Origin of the sequence: Streptomyces sp. NBC_00376, assembly GCF_036077095.1 — a bacterium.
In the GTDB taxonomy this organism is placed as follows: domain Bacteria; phylum Actinomycetota; class Actinomycetes; order Streptomycetales; family Streptomycetaceae; genus Streptomyces.
This window is the reverse complement of sequence record NZ_CP107960.1, coordinates 3,275,616-3,292,302: the sequence shown is the minus strand read 5'-3', so window position 1 is coordinate 3,292,302 and position 16,687 is coordinate 3,275,616. Positions and strand designations below refer to the sequence as shown.

Below are 16,687 nucleotides of genomic sequence, written 5' to 3'. Positions count from 1 at the left end.
GGCAGGCATGGCCATTGCGACAGCCGTGCTGCTGGCCGGGACGTCTTTCATGGGCGCCTCGGCAGCTCGGGCCGATGACGGACCGAGCGTGCCGCCTGGCACCGAGGCGTCCGAGACTCCACCTGTCACTGTGGACGGCAAGGATCCCGACCTGAAGATGGTCGACGGCGCCACGCTCGCCCCTGCCCGGGTCCTCGACATCATCCAGGTCGTCGAGGACATGGGCGGCGAGGAGCGGCGCGAGGACAGCAACGCGAACGTCAAGTTCGCGCTCCAGGCCGAAGTCCTCTTCGGCAAGGACAGCGCCAAGCTGAGCGCCGCGGCCAACTCCCGTATCGCGGCCATCGCCGCCGAGATCAAGAAGCAGAACGCCACCAAGGTGCGCGTCTTCGGCTTCACCGACAACCTCGGCTCGTCGGCCCACGGCGACGTGCTGTCCAAGCAGCGCGCCAACGCCGTGCAGTCGGTGCTGGTGAAGGATCTCGGTTCGACCGTCACCTTCGAGATTCGTGGCTACGGCGAGCAGTACCCGATCGCCGACAACAGCACGGAAGAGGGCCGGAAGAAGAACCGGCGCGTGGAGGTCTCCTTCCCGCGCGGCACGTCTTCCTGAGGAACCGCGCCACAGAAGGGGCCCGTGCACCGCGATCGCATCGCGGTGCACGGGCCTTTCGGCTGTGCTCGGTGCTCTCCTGACGATCACTCACAACATGTTCGACGCACCATTAAAGTAAGGGCCATGGGGCAGCAAGGTGAGCTGGTCGATGGTCGATTCCGACTGATCAGGGCCATCGGAAAGGGCGGCATGGGCCGCGTCTGGCTCGCTCACGACGAGGAACTCGACCGGGAGGTCGCCCTCAAGGAGATCCTTTACGGGTTCGCCGACGGCGAGGAGGAACGAAGCCGTCAGGTGGAGCGCTTTCGGCGGGAGGCCAAGGCGCTGGCCCGGCTCAGCCGGCATCCCGGCATCGTCACTGTGTTCGACATCCTTTCGCGGATCGACCCGCCGGCGATCGTCATGGAGCACGTGGAGGGGCCGTCTCTCAGGGAGCTGCTCGACGACGAGGGCCGGCTGCCGGTGCGCCGGGTGGCGGAGATCGGGCTGGCCGTTCTGGATTCCCTGGCAGAGGCGCATCGGCACAACGTCGTGCACCGCGACCTGAAGCCGGCCAACATCCTGCTCTCCGGCCAAAGGGTGTTCATCGCGGACTTCGGGATCGCGCTCATCTCTGACGCGACAACCATGACCAGGGACGGGGGCGCTCCCGTGACCCTGCAATACGCCTCCCCGGAACAGCTTCAGAGCGCCCGTGGCGACGCGGCCTCCGATCTCTGGTCGCTCGGCGCGACGCTGTACGAGATGGTCGAAGGGCGGCCGCCGTTCCGAGGGGACACCTACGCCACGTTGATTGCGGCGATCTGTGGCAGGGAGCCCGAGCAGATGCGTTGGGCAGGTGATCTCGCACCCCTTCTCCTGCGTCTGCTCGTCAAAGAGCCTGATGGGCGGGCAACGGTCGAAGAGGTAGCGGATGCGCTTTCCGCGATCGTCAATGGTCCGGTGGCCGACTTCGAGGAGGGCCTCGGTACGCGAACAGCACCTTCGCCCGCGCCCTTCGACCAGATGACGACGCGCACAGGCCCCGTGGCGGCGGGCCGGGCAGGGGTGCCTCGCCCTGCCGCGCCCGCCCCTGTCCCGGCAAGCCGTCGCGTTGAGGCCGTTGTGACGGAAGCTGTGGCGGCCGAGACCACCGTGCCGCCCCCTGCCGGTCCCGGCACGATGTCCTCCGCAGAACCTGCCGCTGCCACCCCGGATCCTCCGGTGCTGATTCAGGGCCTGCCGGTGGCCAGGCTGGTTCCCGCGCTGCTCGATCTGTGGAACTCGGGACACAGGGACGCGGCGCATCGGTCCCTTGTCCAAGCAGCGAAGATGCTCTCGGCGATGGACGTGATCGAGACGGCCCAAGGGCTTCGCGAGGATGAACGTCCGGCGATGGCACGGGACTTGCTCCGATATGCCGGACGCTACCAGTCTCCCGCAAGCCTCGCGGCACTCGTGACGGCTCTCCGCTCAGCCGGACGTGACAGTGACGCGGACGAGGTCTTGAAGGCGGCGGGCAGTGGTCGACCGGCTGGAGAGGTTCCGCTCGTCGTTGCCGCGCTCCGATCTCGGCTCAATCTGAGTGCCGGAAGATACAAGATGCATCCTGACCACGATGCGGCCCTGGTGATGGGAGCGGTGGCGGTGCGACAGAGCCCTCCCCGGGCCGCACGCGTAAGGCAACCGGACGGTGAGGGCTCCACATACCGGTTCACTGTGCCCGAGGCCCGTCAGCTCGTTGCCGAGGACTTGTCCCCCAGGGTGGTGACCGATCTGCGGCCAGGCACGCCGTACCTCGCGGTCGGGCAGCGTGGGCAGGCGCTGGTCGTGCAGCTGGACGATGGTCGACGTGGGCTCTTGTGGGACACGAAGAGTGTTCAACGCGTGGGCGACGGCTCCGACCGCTCACCGAGCGTTCCGTCTTCGCGTGCCAAAGGGGAGCGGCGCGGTGCTTCGGCGAAGGACAGCCCGTCCGGGGACGGGCAGGAGGTGGGGCAGCCGGACAGCGGGTTCTCGGCATTCTGGTTCGCCGTGCCTGAGCCCCGTCAGCTTGTCGCGGAGGACCTGTCCCCGCGAGTGGAGGCCGAGCTGTTGCCAGGGGCTTGGTATCTCGCGGTCGGTCAGCGCGGGCAGGCCCTGATCGCGCAGACGGCGGACGGTCGGCGCGGCCTCCTCTGGGACACGACACGAATTCAACGCGGCGACACTTGATCGAGGCCCGGCACGGCGAGCGCATCGCGGTGCCGGGCCCTGCCGTCCTCCAGCTACAGCAGGTGGTCGGCCTTGCCGGCCTTGATGTCGCGGATCATCTGCTGGAGCGCTTCGCGGCTGTCGACGAGGTAACGATCCTCCTCGCCCCGGATGGCGATGAATCCGTTGCCTTCTGCGTCCGTACCGATCCTGAAGCAGTTGTTCCCCTCGCCGCAGTACGGCTCTTCCCAGTCGATCTCGGGCATGCTGAACTCCTCAGAGTTGGCGGGAGATGGCGCGAATGAAGTCCCGGGACTCGGCGGAAGACAGCGAGGCTTCCTCCATCCAGTCCAGGTGTGCGCGGTATTTGGTCAGCTGCGCATCCGCGTGCATGAACTCGGGGCCGTGAGCTGAATCGAGTTGCACGGTGTCGAGTTGAGGCACGACACCGTGGGCATAGAGGAGTGCGTGCCCGGCACCGGGGAACGCGCCCTGGTCCACTGGGATCACCCGTACATCGATGTGATCGCGTTCTGACATTTCGCACAGGTGCAGCAACTGCTCGCGCGTGACGCTCCGGCCGCCGAACTGCATGCGGAGGGCGGCTTCGTGGACGTAGCCCGCGTAGTCGATGGGGGCTTCGCGGTCGAGTACCTGCTGACGTTCCATGCGGTGTGCGACCCGCAGTTCGATCTCCAGGCGTGACAGCTCGGGCAGAACGGCACCGAACACCGCGCGGGCGTATCCGTTGGTGTGGAGCAGGCCGGGGAGATGCACGGTCTGCGCCGTACGGATGCGCGTTGCGTGCCATTCAAGTTCGGCAATGTCCAGCAGACCGGATGGGAGTGTGCCTCTGTACTGCTCCCACCATCCGCGTTCGCGCTGCTCAGCCATCTCGGCGAGCGCGTCGACGTAAAGGGATTCGGCGCAGGCGTAGTTGCAGGCCAAGGTCCGCACCCGAGCGGGCGAAATCGGGCGGACCCCGCCCTCCATGTTGGAGATCTTCGTCCGGTCGATGCCCAGTAGTCCGGCCGCGTACGAGGTAGTTGCTTCGGCTGCGCTGCGCATCTTGCGCAGCTCGGCGCCGAGTCGCCTCTGGCGCTCTGTCGGGGTGGAACTGCTTGGCATAGGCCCTCTCTTCCACGGACTGTGGGAACAGTCTGCCGCTGCACGGGACGCCCAGTCCAACACGTTGGAGGCAATTGCCTCTAACTCGGCGGCACGTGTGCCAATGCTGCGCTACGTTAGGTTACGCACCGCTCACGCAGCGCCGACGAGCCGGAAGTGCATCACGCGGTCCTGCCCGCAACCTCCTGCCCTGGGAGGGGCGGTCCCGCGTCAGGGAGACAGGCCACTGCTCGTCCACAACACAACAACGTGAGCCACTCGTGCGCGCCCACGCGAAAGAGAGACACCGCCAACTCACCACCCGCACCAGGGGAGTCCGTCATGCACGTATCCACCTTCACCGCGCTCTGCCCGGCCGTCACCGCCGAGACGGGCCCGCAGGCCACCCCGTACCCCCGCCTCGCCCTCCGCTCCGACCCTTCGCAGGCTCATCCCCGGCCCCATCTGCGTTCCAAGGGTCATTCCGGGCGCGGGCTCTCGTTGAGTTTCACGCTCCCCGGTGACACCCGTAGCGCGTTCATCGGCCGGACCGTGGTGGCCGCCGCCCTGGAGGCGCACGGGCTTACCCCGTATGTCTGGCCGGCCACGCACATCGTGGACGAACTCGTTGCCGTCACCGTACGGATGAGTCCGGGCAAGGACCTCTACGTATCACTGCGCCACCGCGAGGATGCCGTACGTCTCCTTGTCTGGGACCAGCACCCGCACCACGCCGCCCCGGACACGGCCACCCTCTGCGAGACCCGCCGCCGGCGGGCGCTCTGGATGCTGGCGGCCGTTGTGGACGACTGGGGCGGCGAGTGGGGCGCCACCGAGGCCAACCCGCCCCAGCACGGCATCAAATCCTGGGTGCAGCTGCCCCGTTGAGCTGTGGATCCGGTACGCGACAGTGGTCGATGGCGGCCGCGGCGGCGACTTGGCAGCCAGAAGCGAGCTCTGCGAGGCGCCGCCCATCGCTGTGCAGTCCGCCTCGCGGAGGCGGCCAGGAGCGGGATATCCGACGGGTCCGCGCTGCGCGGGCCGCAGGCGGAGTTCTTCGACGCGGCGTACGACGACATGTGGCCCGGCCATCGACGGACCGGGCCCGCATAGCTTCCGCGAGCCGATGCGGAGAACTGCAGGTGCTCCAGGTCGTCATCCACGCAGGCGCCCGGCGGCCGGCTCCGAGCTGCCAGACGCCGGTGCTCGGCGATATTCGACCTCGGAGAGGTACTCGCTCATTGCGTCACGGTTGCGGACGAGTACGTCGATCCGCTCGGTGAGCCGGTTCCGTTCGGTGGCCAGCAGGGCCAGCATCTCCGGTGTCGCGTCGGGGAAATGGATCGATCGGGGTTTGTCCAGGCACGGAAGGATCTGCTTGATGATGCGCGTGGGGAGCCCCGCATCCAGCAGGCCACGGATCTGGTTGACCCGGTCCACGTAGCGGTCGTCGTACTCCCGATACCCGTTCGCTCCCCGGTCCGGGACAATCAGCCCCTGCTCCTCGTAGTAGCGAAGTAGCCGGCGGGACGCGCCCGTCAGTCGCGACAATTCACCGATTCTCACAGCCGCCGAAGCTACCTGGCGCACCTCGGCTTGACCATCACACCTATGTGAAGGTTTCAGGATTCGGTCCATGACCACCACGTCTTCCGACGCACAGCCTCGTGCGCGACAGGCCGGCCTGCCCTGGTCGGCTCTGTTGGCACTGGGGACTGCCGTCTTCATCACGAGCTTGACCGAGACTCTCCCCGCCGGTGTTCTGCCTCAGATGTCGGCCTCGCTGGAGGTCAGTTCGGGCGCTACCGGCCAGGCCGTCACCGTCTATGCGGCCGGTACGGCGTTGACCGCGATCCCGCTGGCCACGGCGACAGCGGCTGTTCCACGGAAACCACTGCTGCTCGGCGCCATGGCCGTCTTCCTGGTGGCCAACACGCTGACGGCGGCCGCACCGGGATACGCCGTCCTGCTCGTGGGCCGGTTCCTCGCCGGTGTGGCCGCGGGTCTGGCGTGGGCGATCCTCGCCGGGTACGCCCGTCGCATCGCACCCGCCGGCTTGGAAGGGCGAGCCATCGCGGTGGCGATGACCGGGATCCCTGTGGCGTTGTCCCTGGGAGTTCCGGCCGGCACGCTGATCGGTGAACAGGTGGGATGGCGGGCGGCGTTCGGAGCTGTCTCCCTGGCCACTCTCGTCGTCATCGGCTGGATCAGTGTGTCCGTCCCCGGCGTGGGGCGACGCGCCGATGAGAAGGCCGGAGCACCGGCGTCGGCGAAGTCGTCCCTGCGGCAGACCCTGGCGGTGCCCGGTGTCGTGGCGATCATGGTCACGGTCACGACGTTCGTTCTCGGGCACACGATCATCTACGCCTACATAGCTCCCTACCTCGCGCACGCCGGGCTCGGGTCGGCGACGGACGCGGTTCTCCTTGCTTTCGGCGTCGCATGCCTGGTGAGCATTTGGTACGTCGGACGCCATGTCGACCGTCGGCCGCGGACTCTGATGGTCACCGCCGCGGTGCTGTTCACTCTCGCCACCGCAGCCCTCGCAGCCGCAGCCCTCGCCGTCACAGCCACACACCTGATCGTCTGGGGCGCCGCTGTGCTTTGGGGCCTGGGGTGGGGCGGTGTTCCGACCCTGCTGCAAACCGCGGCCGGACAAGCCGGAATGCGGCACAGCCCCGCTGCCGCCGACACCGCGCAAGCCGTCCTCGTCACCCTCTGGAACGCCGCGATGGCCCTTGGCGGCATCATCGGCGGTCTCCTGCTGCAGAGCTCGGGCGTCACTGCGGTCGCCGTGTCGGCCGCCGCCCTCGGGGCAGTCAGCCTGCTCATCGTCGCCGGGGCCCGACACCACGCATTCCCCGCTCGGGCCACGCGATGACAGGCGGTGGGCGCCGGGCGGCGGTGTCAGCGGATGACGTCGAAGACGTTCTTCTGCAGGCCGTTGGAGTACGCCTCGTGCTCGACGAGCTTCAGCTTCTGGGTGTCCTTGTCCGTGCTGCTGAACAAGCGCTTGCCCGCGCCGAGGAGCAGGGGGAAGACGAGGAGGTGGTAGCGGTCGATCAGGCCGGCGTCCGAGAGGTTCTGGTTGAGGGTGGCGCTGCCGTGGATGATGATCGGGCCGCCCTCGGTCTCCTTCAGCGCGGCGACGTCGTCGAGCGAGCGCAGGATCGTGGTCTCGCCCCAGCCGGAGACCAGGTCGCTCTCGGTGAGGGTGGTGGAGACGACGTACTTCGGCATCGCCTTGTAGTCGGCGAAGTCCGCCATGTCCGGCCAGACCGGGCTGAACGCCTCGTAGCTGACCCGGCCCATCATCATCGCGGCGGCTTCCTGCTGCTCCCGGCCCTTGATCTCGAACGCCTCCGGGACGAACTCCATGTCCTTGAACGTCCACCCCGAGTTCCGGTAGCCGGGCTCGCCGCCCGGGGCCTCCACGACGCCGTCGAGCGAGACGAAGGCGGTGCTGATCAGGGTGCGCATCTGAGGACTCCTCGTTTCACGTGGGTGGTGCGGCAGCGGGATGCGCCGCACCGAACTATTGCTCACTTGACTGCAGACTGCAGACTGCGGATCCACGGGAAACTCATCGGTCCTCGTCGATCGTTTGTGCGGGTGGCTCATCCGTGTTGGCGCAGGTACGCCTCCAGCTCGGCGGCCCCGGACAGCATCGCGCGCCCTCGGGCCGACAGCCGGGCGTGCCAGTCGCGCAGAGTGGCCTCCAGCGGCTCCGGCCCGCCCGCCGCACGCACCTGGTCGATCAGCGGGGCGATCTGCTCCAACAGGTAGCCGCCCCGCCTGAGCTGGTGGGCCATGCGGGCATCCCGTACATCGGCCTCGTCGTAGACGCGGTAACCGGTCCGTGGGTCGCGGCGCGGGTGCACAAGTCCGGCGCGCTCCCACTTGCGCAGCGTCGCGGGCCGGACGCCGAGCTTCCCTGCCAGCGGCCCGATGAAGGTCTCGCCGGAATCGCATCCGGGTGCCGCATCCGGGGCGGGCGCCGCCGCGGGGTCCAGGTCGCGGAGGGCGCGTTCCACGGCCCGGAGGGTCTGCCGGTCCTCCAGGAGCTGGGCGTGGCTCTCGTCGACGAGGTGCAACGCCTCATCGGCCGAGCCCTCGTTCACCGCCCGCATGATCGCCGACGCCGTGGGGTGGCCGTGGCCGGGGACCAGGGCGAGGAACGCGCGCAGGGCCCCCGCGTGCAGCGAGGTGTAGGTGCGGTAGCCGTGGGGTGTGCGACCGGCGGCGGGAAGGATGCCGGCCTCCTCGTAGTTCCTGACCGCCTGCGTGGACAGACCGTGCACGCGCGCCAGGTCGACCGGCCGGAGCCGATCACCGGTTTCACCGGTTTGAAGGTTTTGCCCCATTGCCCTGCCGATATCGCGGGAAAGTTTCAACCGAAGGTTCAACGATAGCGTTGAAGGCATGGCTACCGACATCAAGGACACCGCCCATGCCGTCGATGCTGCCGCCGTCATGAGGCTGCTCCCGGCCCGGCCCCGGGTGCTCGCCCTGGGCGAGCCCACCCACGGCGAGGACTCCCTGCTCGACCTGCGCAACGAGCTCTTCCGGCAGCTCGTCGAGGAGGAGGGCTACCGCACGATCACGATCGAGAGCGACTGCATCGCGGGCCTGGTCGTGGACGAGTACGTCACCTCGGGCACGGGCACTCTCGACGAGGTCATGGAGCACGGCTTCAGCCACGGCTGGGGCGCCTCCGTGGCCAACCGCGAGCTCGTGCGCTGGATGCGCGCACACAACGACGGCCGGCCCGAGTCCGAGCGGGTCCGCTTCGCCGGCTTCGACGGCCCGCTGGAGATCACCGCCGCCGCGAGCCCCCGGCAGGCACTCACCGCGCTCCACGGCTACCTCGCGGACCGAGTGGAGGCGGACCTGCTCCCCTGCACCGCGCAGACGCTCGACCGCCTGCTCGGCGCCGACGACCGGTGGACCGAGCCCGCCGCGATGAGGGACCCGTCCCGGTCCGTGGGGCAGTCGGACGGGACCGGTCGACTGCGGCTGCTCGCCGACGAGCTGGTGGCACTGCTCGACGCGCAGACGCCGCACCTGATCACGGCGGATCCGCGGGAGGACCAGGACCGGGCGCGGCTGTACGGGCGGACCGCGATCGGCCTGCTGCGCTACCACCACTGGATGGCCGACACCTCACCGGCCCGCCTGACCCGGCTGGTGGGCCTGCGGGACCAGATGATGGCCCACAACCTCCTCGCCCTCGCCGAGCGGGGCCCCGTGCTCGTCCACGCCCACAACTCCCACCTCCAGCGGGAGAAGAGCACGATGCGGATGGGTGGGGAGCGGCTGGAGTGGTGGGGCGCCGGTGCACTGGTTAGCGCCGGGCTCGGCGAGGAGTACGCCTTCGTGGCCACGGCCCTCGGCACGATCCGGCACCAGGGCGTGGACACCCCGCCACCGGAAACCGTCGAAGGACTCCTCTACGCACTCCCGGAGGACCGCTGCGTCATCGACGCCGGCCGGCTGGCCACCGCCCTCGGGGACACGCGGCCCGGCCCCCGCGTATCCCCCTGGTTCGGCTACGCCCCGTTCGACCCGGCCCACCTGGCGGGCATCGACGGCATCGTGTTCGTCAAGGACGTCCCACAGGTCCAGTGAGGGGTCGGGTCGGCCATTCCGCCCGATCAGCTGCGAAGTGCCGTGCGGCTACGGTCAGTTGATGGCAGCCGGAACGTTGACGGCATCCGGGGCGTCGGTGGCAGCCGGGGCCGGGGCCGGGGCCGAGGACGGGGCCTTGCCGCAGAACTCCGCCTCGATCACATCGACGTAGGTGTCCCCGTCCCACAACCAGTCACCGTTGATGTTGAACGTCAGCTGGTGCTTCCCGTCCATCGTGCCGACCATCGCGGACAGGGAACCGTTCGTACGGCCGCTCTTGCCCACCACCTTCACACCGCAGGACAGCTCCGCGAACTCGACGCCGAGTCCGTACCCGGTCCCGTTGCCCAGCGGCACCTCGTCGAGCATCTCCTTCATCTGCGCCGGCGGCAGCAACTCACCTTCCATCAGCGAGCGTTGGAAGCGGTTGAGGTCGCCGGCGGTGGAGATGATGTCGCCGGACGCGCCCAGCCAGGTCATGTTCTGCGTGGTGGCGTCGTGGATCTCCGCGTCGGGGGTCTCCTGGTGGAAGCGGGAGTAGGCGACGGGGTGCGGGTCCGGCATCTGCGGTTCCGTGCCGGGGAACGACGTCCCGCGCAGCTTCAGCGGCCGGATGATGCGGCGGGTGGCCTCCTGCGCGTACGAACGGCCCGTCGCCTTCTCGATGACCATCCCGGCTATGACGTAGTTGGTGTTCGAGTACAGCGGCGCCTTCTGCGGGTCGGGGACCGGCGGGTACTTCAGCGCGACCGCCACCAGTTCCTCGGGCGTATGGGTGTCGTACCGGTGTTCCGGGAAGCCGGGACCGGCGGCGTCGTGCACGAACGCGGGGTCCGAGGTGTGGTCGGCGATGCCGCTGGTGTGGTTGAGGAGACTGCGCAGGGTGATCCGGCTTCCGTCGTACCCATTGCCCCGCACCAGGCCGGGCAGCCAGTGCTCGACCGAGTCGTCGAGGCTCAGCTTCTGCTCGGCCTCCAGTTGGAGCAGGACGGTCGCGACGAACGTCTTGGTGATGCTGGCCCCGCGGAAGTGGTCGCCGGGAGAGCGTTCGCGGCCGGTCGCGGTGTCGGCGTGTCCGGCCGATCCGTACCAACTTCCTCTGCTGTCACGTGCCATGGCGGCGACGCCGGGCAGTTCGCCCTGCTCGACCACAGCGCGCAACGCGGCACGGGTCGCCTCGTGGCCGCGCGGCGACTGTGTCTCGTGCGCGGCTGCGATGGGCGCGGGGGCCGCTTGTGCGGAAGGGCCGAATGCGGCCGTTCCCGCGATCGCGGCCACCGCCAGGGCGAGCGAGGAGATACGTGCGGTTCGTTGCCTCATGCGTCTTGCCTCCAGGTCACCGAGGGAGCGCGGTGCCGCCCCCTCGGTGCCACTGACGCGCAACGCAGGCCTCAGGGTTGATCGTTGGGGTTGTGTGCCGGGGTCACTGCTTGGGAGCCCTGGCCGTGACCAGCAGGCCGGCGAGCACGCTCGCCAGCAGAGTGAGGCCGACAGTCCACCAGAGGACCGCGGAGTACCCGCTCTCCATCGCGTTGGCGATCTGATCGCTTGCGCTGATCGAGATGCCGGCCTCGGCCGCCTCGGCCGCAGCGGGGGGAACGCCCGACGCGTTGCTCAGCCGATCGGAGGTCACCGAGACGAGGACGCCGGTGAACAGGGGCACGGCGGCCCAGCCGCCAAGATTCTGGGCCGCGAGGACCATCGCCGAGGTCCCGCCGGAATCCTGCGCGGCGACTCCGCCGGTCACGGTGGTGAACAGCGGCGTGAGGGCCAGTCCGGCACCGAAGCCGATGAGCAGTGTGCCCGGCAGCACCTGGCCGGTGTACGAGCTGCCCGCATCGATTTCGATGGAGGTCAGGAGCGCCAGGCCGACCGCCGTCAGCAGCAGTCCCGGCACGATCAGGTTGCGGGGCGCCAGCCGGTGGCACAGACGGGCTGCGACCTGGGTGGCGGCGAGGACGGCCGCGCCGGCCATGGGCAGCAGGGCCGCACCGCTGCCGGCCGGGGAGTATCCGAGGACGGTCTGGAGGTACCTGCTCACGATCAGGAACGTGACGAACAGGATCAGGCCGAGGAAGAACAGGGCGAGGAGAGAGCCCCCACGGTTACGGTCCCTGAGCACGTGCGCCGGGACGAGCGGGTTGAGCGAAGTGGTCTGCTGCCATGCGAAGGCCAGTAGCAGGAGGACGCCACTAGTGAGGAGGATCAGGGTCAGGAAGGTGGTCCAGCCCGTCGCCTGGGCCCTGTCGAAGCCGAAGGCGAGGGCGATGAGCGCGACGGAGCCGATCGCCAGCCCCGGTGCGTCGAGACGGGCAGGGGCGCGGACCGGGTGGGGGTCGTGCACCAGGGGGGCCGCGCCGACCGCGATGACCAGGGCGAGCCCGGCGGCGGCGTACATGCACATGCGCCATGCCAGGGTGTCGACCAGCGTGGCGCTCGCGAACACGCCGAACGCCAGGCCGCCACCGGCGACCGCGGCGTAGACACCGAAGGCCCTGCCGCGTTCCTTCGGGTCGCTGAATCCGGCGGAGACCAGGGCCAGCGCGGACGACGAGAGCAGCGCGGCGGACATGCCCTGAAGCGCGCTGGCGAGGATGAGCAGGGTGGAAGAGGGGGCCAGGCCGCCGACCACGAAGGCCACGGCGAAACCGGCCGAGCCGATGATGAACACCCGTTTGCGGCCCAGGAGATCGCAGAGGTGGCCGCCGAGCAGCAACAGCAGGCCGAAGGCCAGCGTGTAGGCGGTGGAGAACAGGCTCAAATCATCGGTGGAGGCGTGCAGTTCGGCGTAGATGGACGGCAGCGCGGTGCTCGTGATCGACGTGCCGATCAGCACCAGGAGCTGAGCCAGCGCGGCCATTCCCAGCCCCCACCACCGCATGGGGTGCGGAGCCGGAGCGCCTGCCGGGACGGGGGTCGTCGGCAGGCCGCCGGGCGCCTTGCTCAGTGACGGCCCGAACCCCGGTGACGGGTGGCGGTCCGCCGGTGCCGTCGGGGCGTACGCGGGATGCGGGGGGAGCGGCTGGGGCCGGTCGGCGTACTGCGGCTGGGCCGGGACGCGCGGGTCCGGCCGCGGGGTCCTCGTCTCCGGGGCGAAGTCCAGCAACTGTGCGGCATGACGCCCGAGTTGGGCGAGCACCGAGCCCGGCAGCCATTCGCCGCCCTGGTCATCGGATGTGCGGGCGACCACGTCGGCGGGGGTGGGTCGCTGCGCCGGGTCCTTGTGCAGACAGGCGCGTACGAGGTCGACGAGTGAGTCCGGTACGCCGGTCAGGTCCGCTTCCTCCTCCGCGATGCGGAACAGGTGCGCGTTCAGACCGGTCTCCGTGGCGCCGAAGAGGAGGCGGCCGGTGGCGGCGTAGACCAGGACCGCACCCAGGCAGAACACATCGCTGGCCGCGGTGAGTTCGAGGCCGCGCACCTGCTCGGGCGACATGAAGCCGGGGGAGCCGATCAGCATTCCGGTGCGGGTGTGCAGGCTGTCCCCGGCGAGGCTGTCCATGGCCCGCGCGATCCCGAAGTCGATCACACGCGGCCCGTCCACCGTCACCAGCACGTTGGACGGCTTCAGATCGCGGTGGATCAGGCCCGCGCCGTGCACCGACTCCAGGGCCGTGGCCAGGCGGTTGGCGAGGGTGCGGACCGAGTGCTCGGGCAGCGGTCCGAAGTCCTTGGCAATCACGGTGGTCAGATCGGGCCCGGGGATGTACTGGGTCGCCACCCAGGGCACCTGGGCCTCGGTGTCGGCGTCGAGCACGGCCGCCGTCCAGGTCCCGCCCACCCGTCGGGCGGCGGCCACCTCACGCGTGAACCGCTTGCGGAATTCGGGGTGCTGGGAGTGTTCGGCCTGCACCACCTTCACGGCCACGGTCCGTCCGGCTTCGGAACGTCCGAGGTACACCAGGCCCATGCCGCCCGCACCCAGCCGGGCTATCAGACGGTAGGGGCCGATGTGCTGGGGATCTTCGGCGGTCAACTGTTCCACGGCAGCAAGATAGTTGAGGTATCCAAGCCGTGGTGCCAGGTTGCCGTGAACGATCGGTGTACGTGTACGTGTACGTGCATGTGGCCGCGTACGTCTACGTCTGCGTGCGCGCGGCGCGTGTACGCAGTACGCGGCACGGGGCTCAGTCGGGAGACGGCATGAGCGGCGGGCCGTCGGACTCCGCCGCCGAGGCGATCTTGCGCAGCAGGACCACCAACTGTTCCCGCTCCGCCTCGCTCAGCGGGGCCAGGAGCGCGCGCTCCGTCTCCATCTGCTCGCCGATCGTGGACGACCAGGCGTCGGCCCCCTTCTCGGTCAGTACGACGAGCAGGCTCCGGCGGTCCTCCGGCGAGGGCTGACGGGTCACGTAGCCGGACTTCGCCAGGCGGTCGAGCCGGTTCGTCAGCGTCGCCGGATGGGTGCCCAGACCCTCGGCCAGCTGTGTCGGCGACATCCGGTACGGCTTGCCGGCGGAGCGCAGCCGCCAGAGGATCTCGTACTCCCACATCTTCAACTTGCGCTGCGAGAGCCCGGCTTCCTTGCGGCCCTGGAGGTACTGCACCAGCGTCTGCATCCGGGTGACGGCACCCTCGACGAGCGGGTCCAGGTCGGGGACCTCCCGCCGCCATCGGGTGATGTGCCGGTCGATCGAGTCGGCGCCGCGGGCCGAATCGCGCGTGGTCTGCATGGCTCCAGCATAGAAGCGATGATCCCGATTCAGATATTTTGAAATCGTAGTAAGCTCCGGTCTCCGCTCCTGGCTCCCGAGGCCGTCACGACGGTCCGCGCGGTTGGCCCGGACGCAAACGTCGTCTCATTTGGTGGGGGCCTGATGGGGATCGTCGAGCAGTTGGTGCCGGACGAATTGTGGGAGCTGTTCCAGCGGGTGGTGCCAGGGGCGCCCTCGCGGCCGCAGGGCGGTGGGCGGCGCCGGCACGGTGACCGTGAGGTGCTGGCCGCGATCGTGTTCGTGGTCACGTCGGGCTGTACGTGGCATCAACTGCCCACGGCCTCGTTCGGCCCGTCGGGGGCGACCGCCCATCGGCGCTTCTGCGAGTGGGCGCGGGCCGGTGTGTGGGCAGAGCTCCAGCGATTGGTGCTGGAACGGCCGGGCTCCCGCGACGAGTCGGAGTGGTCCCGTATCGCGATCTACTCGGTGAACCTGCGGGCCCGGGGCAGAGGGCTCTGACGGGCGGGCCCGGCCACTGCCTCCGGCCGGGGCGGGAAAGTGGTGAGGATTCGGTTGATCGCCCCATTTCCGTCATGGGCTCGCTTTTCGCTGCCGTAGCACCACCAAATGAGATGTCTTCTCGCTGTTTCGATTATGTTCAGGCGTTTCCAGAAAGGTTCCAGCCCCCTTTCCGGGTCCTTGAAAGCTCGGCGCTGGAAGGTGAATCCAAAAGCTTGACAGTGCGTTGCCGTGCATGGTGATGTACCTCGCAACGAAACGCCGGGTGGTGCTCCACAGGGGATACCAGAGAGAAACTTTGCGGATTGAACCTCACCTGATGGTTCTCCGTGCAGGCTGCTTTAGCGCCTGTAGTTTCCCTTTATTCTCCCTTTGCTGCCGCCTGCCCGAGGTGGTGTTTCCGGCCTGCCTTCGGATTGCCGATACGCAGGTGAACAGAGCATGCGGGCCATTCGGTCCGCGTGCACGTCGAAACGGCTGCGAACCAGCGGGGAGAAGACATGCGGAAGAGGCTCGGAGGGGCGGTCGTGGGTGCCGCGCTCATGACGATGATCGGCTTGTCGGGAACAGCGCACGCGGATGACGGCGAGTGCCTGAGTGCGACCGGGGGCAAGGTCTGCTTCTACCACTACGGCGACTACTTCACGGTGTACGACACCGCCAAGGACAGTGCCCACCCGGAGGCGCCCTGGTGGCTGCAGGGCGGGCGCATGGACACGTGCAAGAACCTTGAGGGCTACCAGTCCCAGGTGACGTGCAACTACGACTTCCCCGAGCACCAGCTCATCGCGTTCAACCTGCAGATCTGGGACGGGAACAAGATGCTCCGGAACACCCCCTCCCACCGGACATGCACGTCGGAGGCGGGCGGCTTCTGCAGCTGACGGGCCTGCTCGCAGACGTCACCGGCATCGATCCGAGGGGAAGAAATGAAACTGCGCAGGACCATGGCCGCGACCGGCCTGGCACTGGCCACCCTGACCACACTGGCCGTCGGCGCGTCGCCGGCCAGTGCCGCGGACGTCGTCACGTGCGGAGAGGTGCGCGTCGCCGATCCCACGGACGGGTGGCGGGTAAAGCTGGCCGGCACCGGCTGCTTCCACAGCTACGGCGACAAGTTCACGCTCACCGATGAGAACTCGGATTCGTACCACGTCGAGATCTGGTGGCAGACGGGGTACGGCAGGACCGGCATCTGCCGGAACATCGACAAGGCCGGATCCACCGTCACATGTAATTACGACATGCGCGAAGGCGAGAAGCTCATGTTTGAGGTGCATGCGATGAATGACGGAGTTTCCATCATGGCTGGAGAGCGGAAGAACGTCACCATCTGATGGTGCGCTCCAGCGCAACAGAGTTCGGGCGGGAGGCAGGAAAAGATGAACCGGCAATACAGAATTGCCCTGACGCTGGCGGCGGCCGGGTCGGCCATCGGGCTTTCGGTGACAGCTGCGTACGCTGCGCCCAGTGCGGGGTGGCAGGAACCGACGAAGGTCAGTAATGGGTACGGTCACGCATCGTTCAAGACGGACGGTGATGTCCTCACCACGTGCGACGACAAGACCGACGGCAAGAAGGTCCGGGCGAGCGTGCAGAAGTGGTACGCGTCCACGGGTTCCTGGCAGGCCGTGGGCGCGAATGACGCACCCGCTTCCGCCTGTGACTCCAAGGTCGTCGATGTGGAGCCCGACAGTTCGCTCTGCCGGATTCACATCTGGGCCGAGGACGGCGGCGTGAAGGTTTCCGGGAGCGACAGATACGGCCCGGAATTCAACGCCACGCCGTGATCGCAACGCGATACTGCACGGCGTGATCGCGCGGCGATATTGTCCCCCGATATCGCACGGCGATCGACGTTGTGCGTCGTGATCGGCCGTCGGCTTCGGCCGGCGGCCGGTCCGCGGCACCGATGCAGGATGCAGGATGAAATGCGACGGCCCGGCCGCGACGGTCCCCGCTCGACATGCCGATGGGTGCCGCCTCGCGT

16 protein-coding genes and 1 pseudogene are annotated in these 16,687 nt (G+C 68.6%); 9 read left to right on the top strand and 8 right to left on the bottom strand.

All coding sequences use genetic code 11. From position 1 onward, the window contains the following. The first annotated feature begins 7 nt into the window (after positions 1 to 7). Positions 8 to 613: an OmpA family protein gene (locus OG842_RS14565; RefSeq protein ID WP_328512235.1), complete on the top strand. Its 606-nt coding sequence runs from the start codon at positions 8 to 10 to the stop codon at positions 611 to 613. Between the two features lie 126 nt (positions 614 to 739). Further along, a complete protein-coding gene (locus tag OG842_RS14560) occupies positions 740 to 2,809 on the top strand; it encodes a serine/threonine-protein kinase (RefSeq protein ID WP_328512234.1) in 2,070 nt (689 codons plus the stop codon). Between the two features lie 53 nt (positions 2,810 to 2,862). Here OG842_RS14560 and OG842_RS14555 read toward each other — a convergent pair whose 3' ends face one another. Further along, on the bottom strand, positions 2,863 to 3,054 hold the full coding sequence (locus OG842_RS14555; RefSeq protein WP_328512233.1) for a hypothetical protein: 192 nt from the start codon (positions 3,052 to 3,054) through the stop codon (positions 2,863 to 2,865). A gap of 10 nt (positions 3,055 to 3,064) precedes the next feature. Next, entirely contained in the window at positions 3,065 to 3,916 is an 852-nt protein-coding gene (locus tag OG842_RS14550) for a helix-turn-helix domain-containing protein (protein WP_328512232.1), read from the bottom strand. A gap of 321 nt (positions 3,917 to 4,237) precedes the next feature. Between OG842_RS14550 and OG842_RS14545 the strand changes: the two genes are divergently transcribed. Continuing rightward, complete coding sequence (locus OG842_RS14545) at positions 4,238 to 4,783, top strand: ATP-binding protein (protein WP_328512231.1); 546 nt, start codon at positions 4,238 to 4,240, stop codon at positions 4,781 to 4,783. Positions 4,784 to 5,050: 267 nt separating this feature from the next. Here OG842_RS14545 and OG842_RS14540 read toward each other — a convergent pair whose 3' ends face one another. Continuing rightward, positions 5,051 to 5,461: a MerR family transcriptional regulator gene (locus OG842_RS14540; protein WP_266733592.1), complete on the bottom strand. Its 411-nt coding sequence runs from the start codon at positions 5,459 to 5,461 to the stop codon at positions 5,051 to 5,053. A 70-nt stretch (positions 5,462 to 5,531) separates the two neighbouring features. Here OG842_RS14540 and OG842_RS14535 point away from each other — a divergent pair, with 70 nt between their 5' ends. Then, positions 5,532 to 6,776 (top strand): MFS transporter, encoded by a 1,245-nt coding sequence (locus OG842_RS14535; protein ID WP_328512230.1) that lies wholly within the window; start codon positions 5,532 to 5,534, stop codon positions 6,774 to 6,776. Between the two features lie 26 nt (positions 6,777 to 6,802). Here OG842_RS14535 and OG842_RS14530 read toward each other — a convergent pair whose 3' ends face one another. Both OG842_RS14530 and OG842_RS14525 read right to left on the bottom strand, forming a co-directional pair. Beyond that, positions 6,803 to 7,375, bottom strand: a complete 573-nt coding sequence (locus OG842_RS14530) for a dihydrofolate reductase family protein (protein ID WP_328512229.1) — start codon at positions 7,373 to 7,375, stop codon at positions 6,803 to 6,805. Positions 7,376 to 7,512: 137 nt separating this feature from the next. After that, on the bottom strand, positions 7,513 to 8,259 hold the full coding sequence (locus tag OG842_RS14525) for a TioE family transcriptional regulator (RefSeq protein WP_328512228.1): 747 nt from the start codon (positions 8,257 to 8,259) through the stop codon (positions 7,513 to 7,515). 58 nt (positions 8,260 to 8,317) lie between these two features. Here OG842_RS14525 and OG842_RS14520 point away from each other — a divergent pair, with 58 nt between their 5' ends. Beyond that, positions 8,318 to 9,523: an erythromycin esterase family protein gene (locus OG842_RS14520; protein WP_266730025.1), complete on the top strand. Its 1,206-nt coding sequence runs from the start codon at positions 8,318 to 8,320 to the stop codon at positions 9,521 to 9,523. Between the two features lie 54 nt (positions 9,524 to 9,577). Here OG842_RS14520 and OG842_RS14515 read toward each other — a convergent pair whose 3' ends face one another. The 3 genes from OG842_RS14515 to OG842_RS14505 all read right to left on the bottom strand — a co-directional run bounded on the left by OG842_RS14515 (position 9,578) and on the right by OG842_RS14505 (position 14,196). After that, positions 9,578 to 10,843 (bottom strand): serine hydrolase domain-containing protein, encoded by a 1,266-nt coding sequence (locus tag OG842_RS14515; RefSeq protein ID WP_328512227.1) that lies wholly within the window; start codon positions 10,841 to 10,843, stop codon positions 9,578 to 9,580. Positions 10,844 to 10,946: 103 nt separating this feature from the next. Next, positions 10,947 to 13,508 carry an MFS transporter gene (locus tag OG842_RS14510; RefSeq protein ID WP_328512226.1) on the bottom strand — a complete coding sequence of 854 codons (2,562 nt, stop codon included), beginning with the start codon at positions 13,506 to 13,508 and terminating at the stop codon, positions 10,947 to 10,949. Positions 13,509 to 13,650: 142 nt separating this feature from the next. Further along, positions 13,651 to 14,196 carry a MarR family winged helix-turn-helix transcriptional regulator gene (locus OG842_RS14505; protein WP_328512225.1) on the bottom strand — a complete coding sequence of 182 codons (546 nt, stop codon included), beginning with the start codon at positions 14,194 to 14,196 and terminating at the stop codon, positions 13,651 to 13,653. Between the two features lie 144 nt (positions 14,197 to 14,340). Between OG842_RS14505 and OG842_RS14500 the strand changes: the two are divergent. From OG842_RS14500 to OG842_RS14485, 4 genes and pseudogenes are all read left to right on the top strand, one after another. After that, positions 14,341 to 14,679, top strand: a pseudogene (locus OG842_RS14500) (transposase); the annotation flags it as partial. Between the two features lie 518 nt (positions 14,680 to 15,197). Then, positions 15,198 to 15,581 (top strand): hypothetical protein, encoded by a 384-nt coding sequence (locus tag OG842_RS14495; RefSeq protein ID WP_266730020.1) that lies wholly within the window; start codon positions 15,198 to 15,200, stop codon positions 15,579 to 15,581. A 63-nt stretch (positions 15,582 to 15,644) separates the two neighbouring features. Next, on the top strand, positions 15,645 to 16,034 hold the full coding sequence (locus OG842_RS14490) for a hypothetical protein (protein ID WP_266730018.1): 390 nt from the start codon (positions 15,645 to 15,647) through the stop codon (positions 16,032 to 16,034). Positions 16,035 to 16,079: 45 nt separating this feature from the next. Further along, positions 16,080 to 16,487: a hypothetical protein gene (locus tag OG842_RS14485; RefSeq protein ID WP_266730017.1), complete on the top strand. Its 408-nt coding sequence runs from the start codon at positions 16,080 to 16,082 to the stop codon at positions 16,485 to 16,487. Positions 16,488 to 16,687: the final 200 nt, after the last annotated feature.

Bases quoted from the DNA above. Each gene is read 5' to 3' on its own strand.
- OG842_RS14565 (WP_328512235.1), top strand. From the start codon at position 8: ATGGCCATTGCGACAGCCGTGCTGCTGGCCGGGACGTCTTTCATGGGC.
- OG842_RS14560 (WP_328512234.1), top strand. From the start codon at position 740: ATGGGGCAGCAAGGTGAGCTGGTCGATGGTCGATTCCGACTGATCAGG.
- OG842_RS14555 (WP_328512233.1), bottom strand. From the start codon at position 3,054: ATGCCCGAGATCGACTGGGAAGAGCCGTACTGCGGCGAGGGGAACAAC.
- OG842_RS14550 (WP_328512232.1), bottom strand. From the start codon at position 3,916: ATGCCAAGCAGTTCCACCCCGACAGAGCGCCAGAGGCGACTCGGCGCC.
- OG842_RS14545 (WP_328512231.1), top strand. From the start codon at position 4,238: ATGCACGTATCCACCTTCACCGCGCTCTGCCCGGCCGTCACCGCCGAG.
- OG842_RS14535 (WP_328512230.1), top strand. From the start codon at position 5,532: ATGACCACCACGTCTTCCGACGCACAGCCTCGTGCGCGACAGGCCGGC.
- OG842_RS14530 (WP_328512229.1), bottom strand. From the start codon at position 7,375: ATGCGCACCCTGATCAGCACCGCCTTCGTCTCGCTCGACGGCGTCGTG.
- OG842_RS14525 (WP_328512228.1), bottom strand. From the start codon at position 8,259: ATGGGGCAAAACCTTCAAACCGGTGAAACCGGTGATCGGCTCCGGCCG.
- OG842_RS14520 (WP_266730025.1), top strand. From the start codon at position 8,318: ATGGCTACCGACATCAAGGACACCGCCCATGCCGTCGATGCTGCCGCC.
- OG842_RS14515 (WP_328512227.1), bottom strand. From the start codon at position 10,843: ATGAGGCAACGAACCGCACGTATCTCCTCGCTCGCCCTGGCGGTGGCC.
- OG842_RS14505 (WP_328512225.1), bottom strand. From the start codon at position 14,196: ATGCAGACCACGCGCGATTCGGCCCGCGGCGCCGACTCGATCGACCGG.
- OG842_RS14495 (WP_266730020.1), top strand. From the start codon at position 15,198: ATGCGGAAGAGGCTCGGAGGGGCGGTCGTGGGTGCCGCGCTCATGACG.
- OG842_RS14490 (WP_266730018.1), top strand. From the start codon at position 15,645: ATGGCCGCGACCGGCCTGGCACTGGCCACCCTGACCACACTGGCCGTC.
- OG842_RS14485 (WP_266730017.1), top strand. From the start codon at position 16,080: ATGAACCGGCAATACAGAATTGCCCTGACGCTGGCGGCGGCCGGGTCG.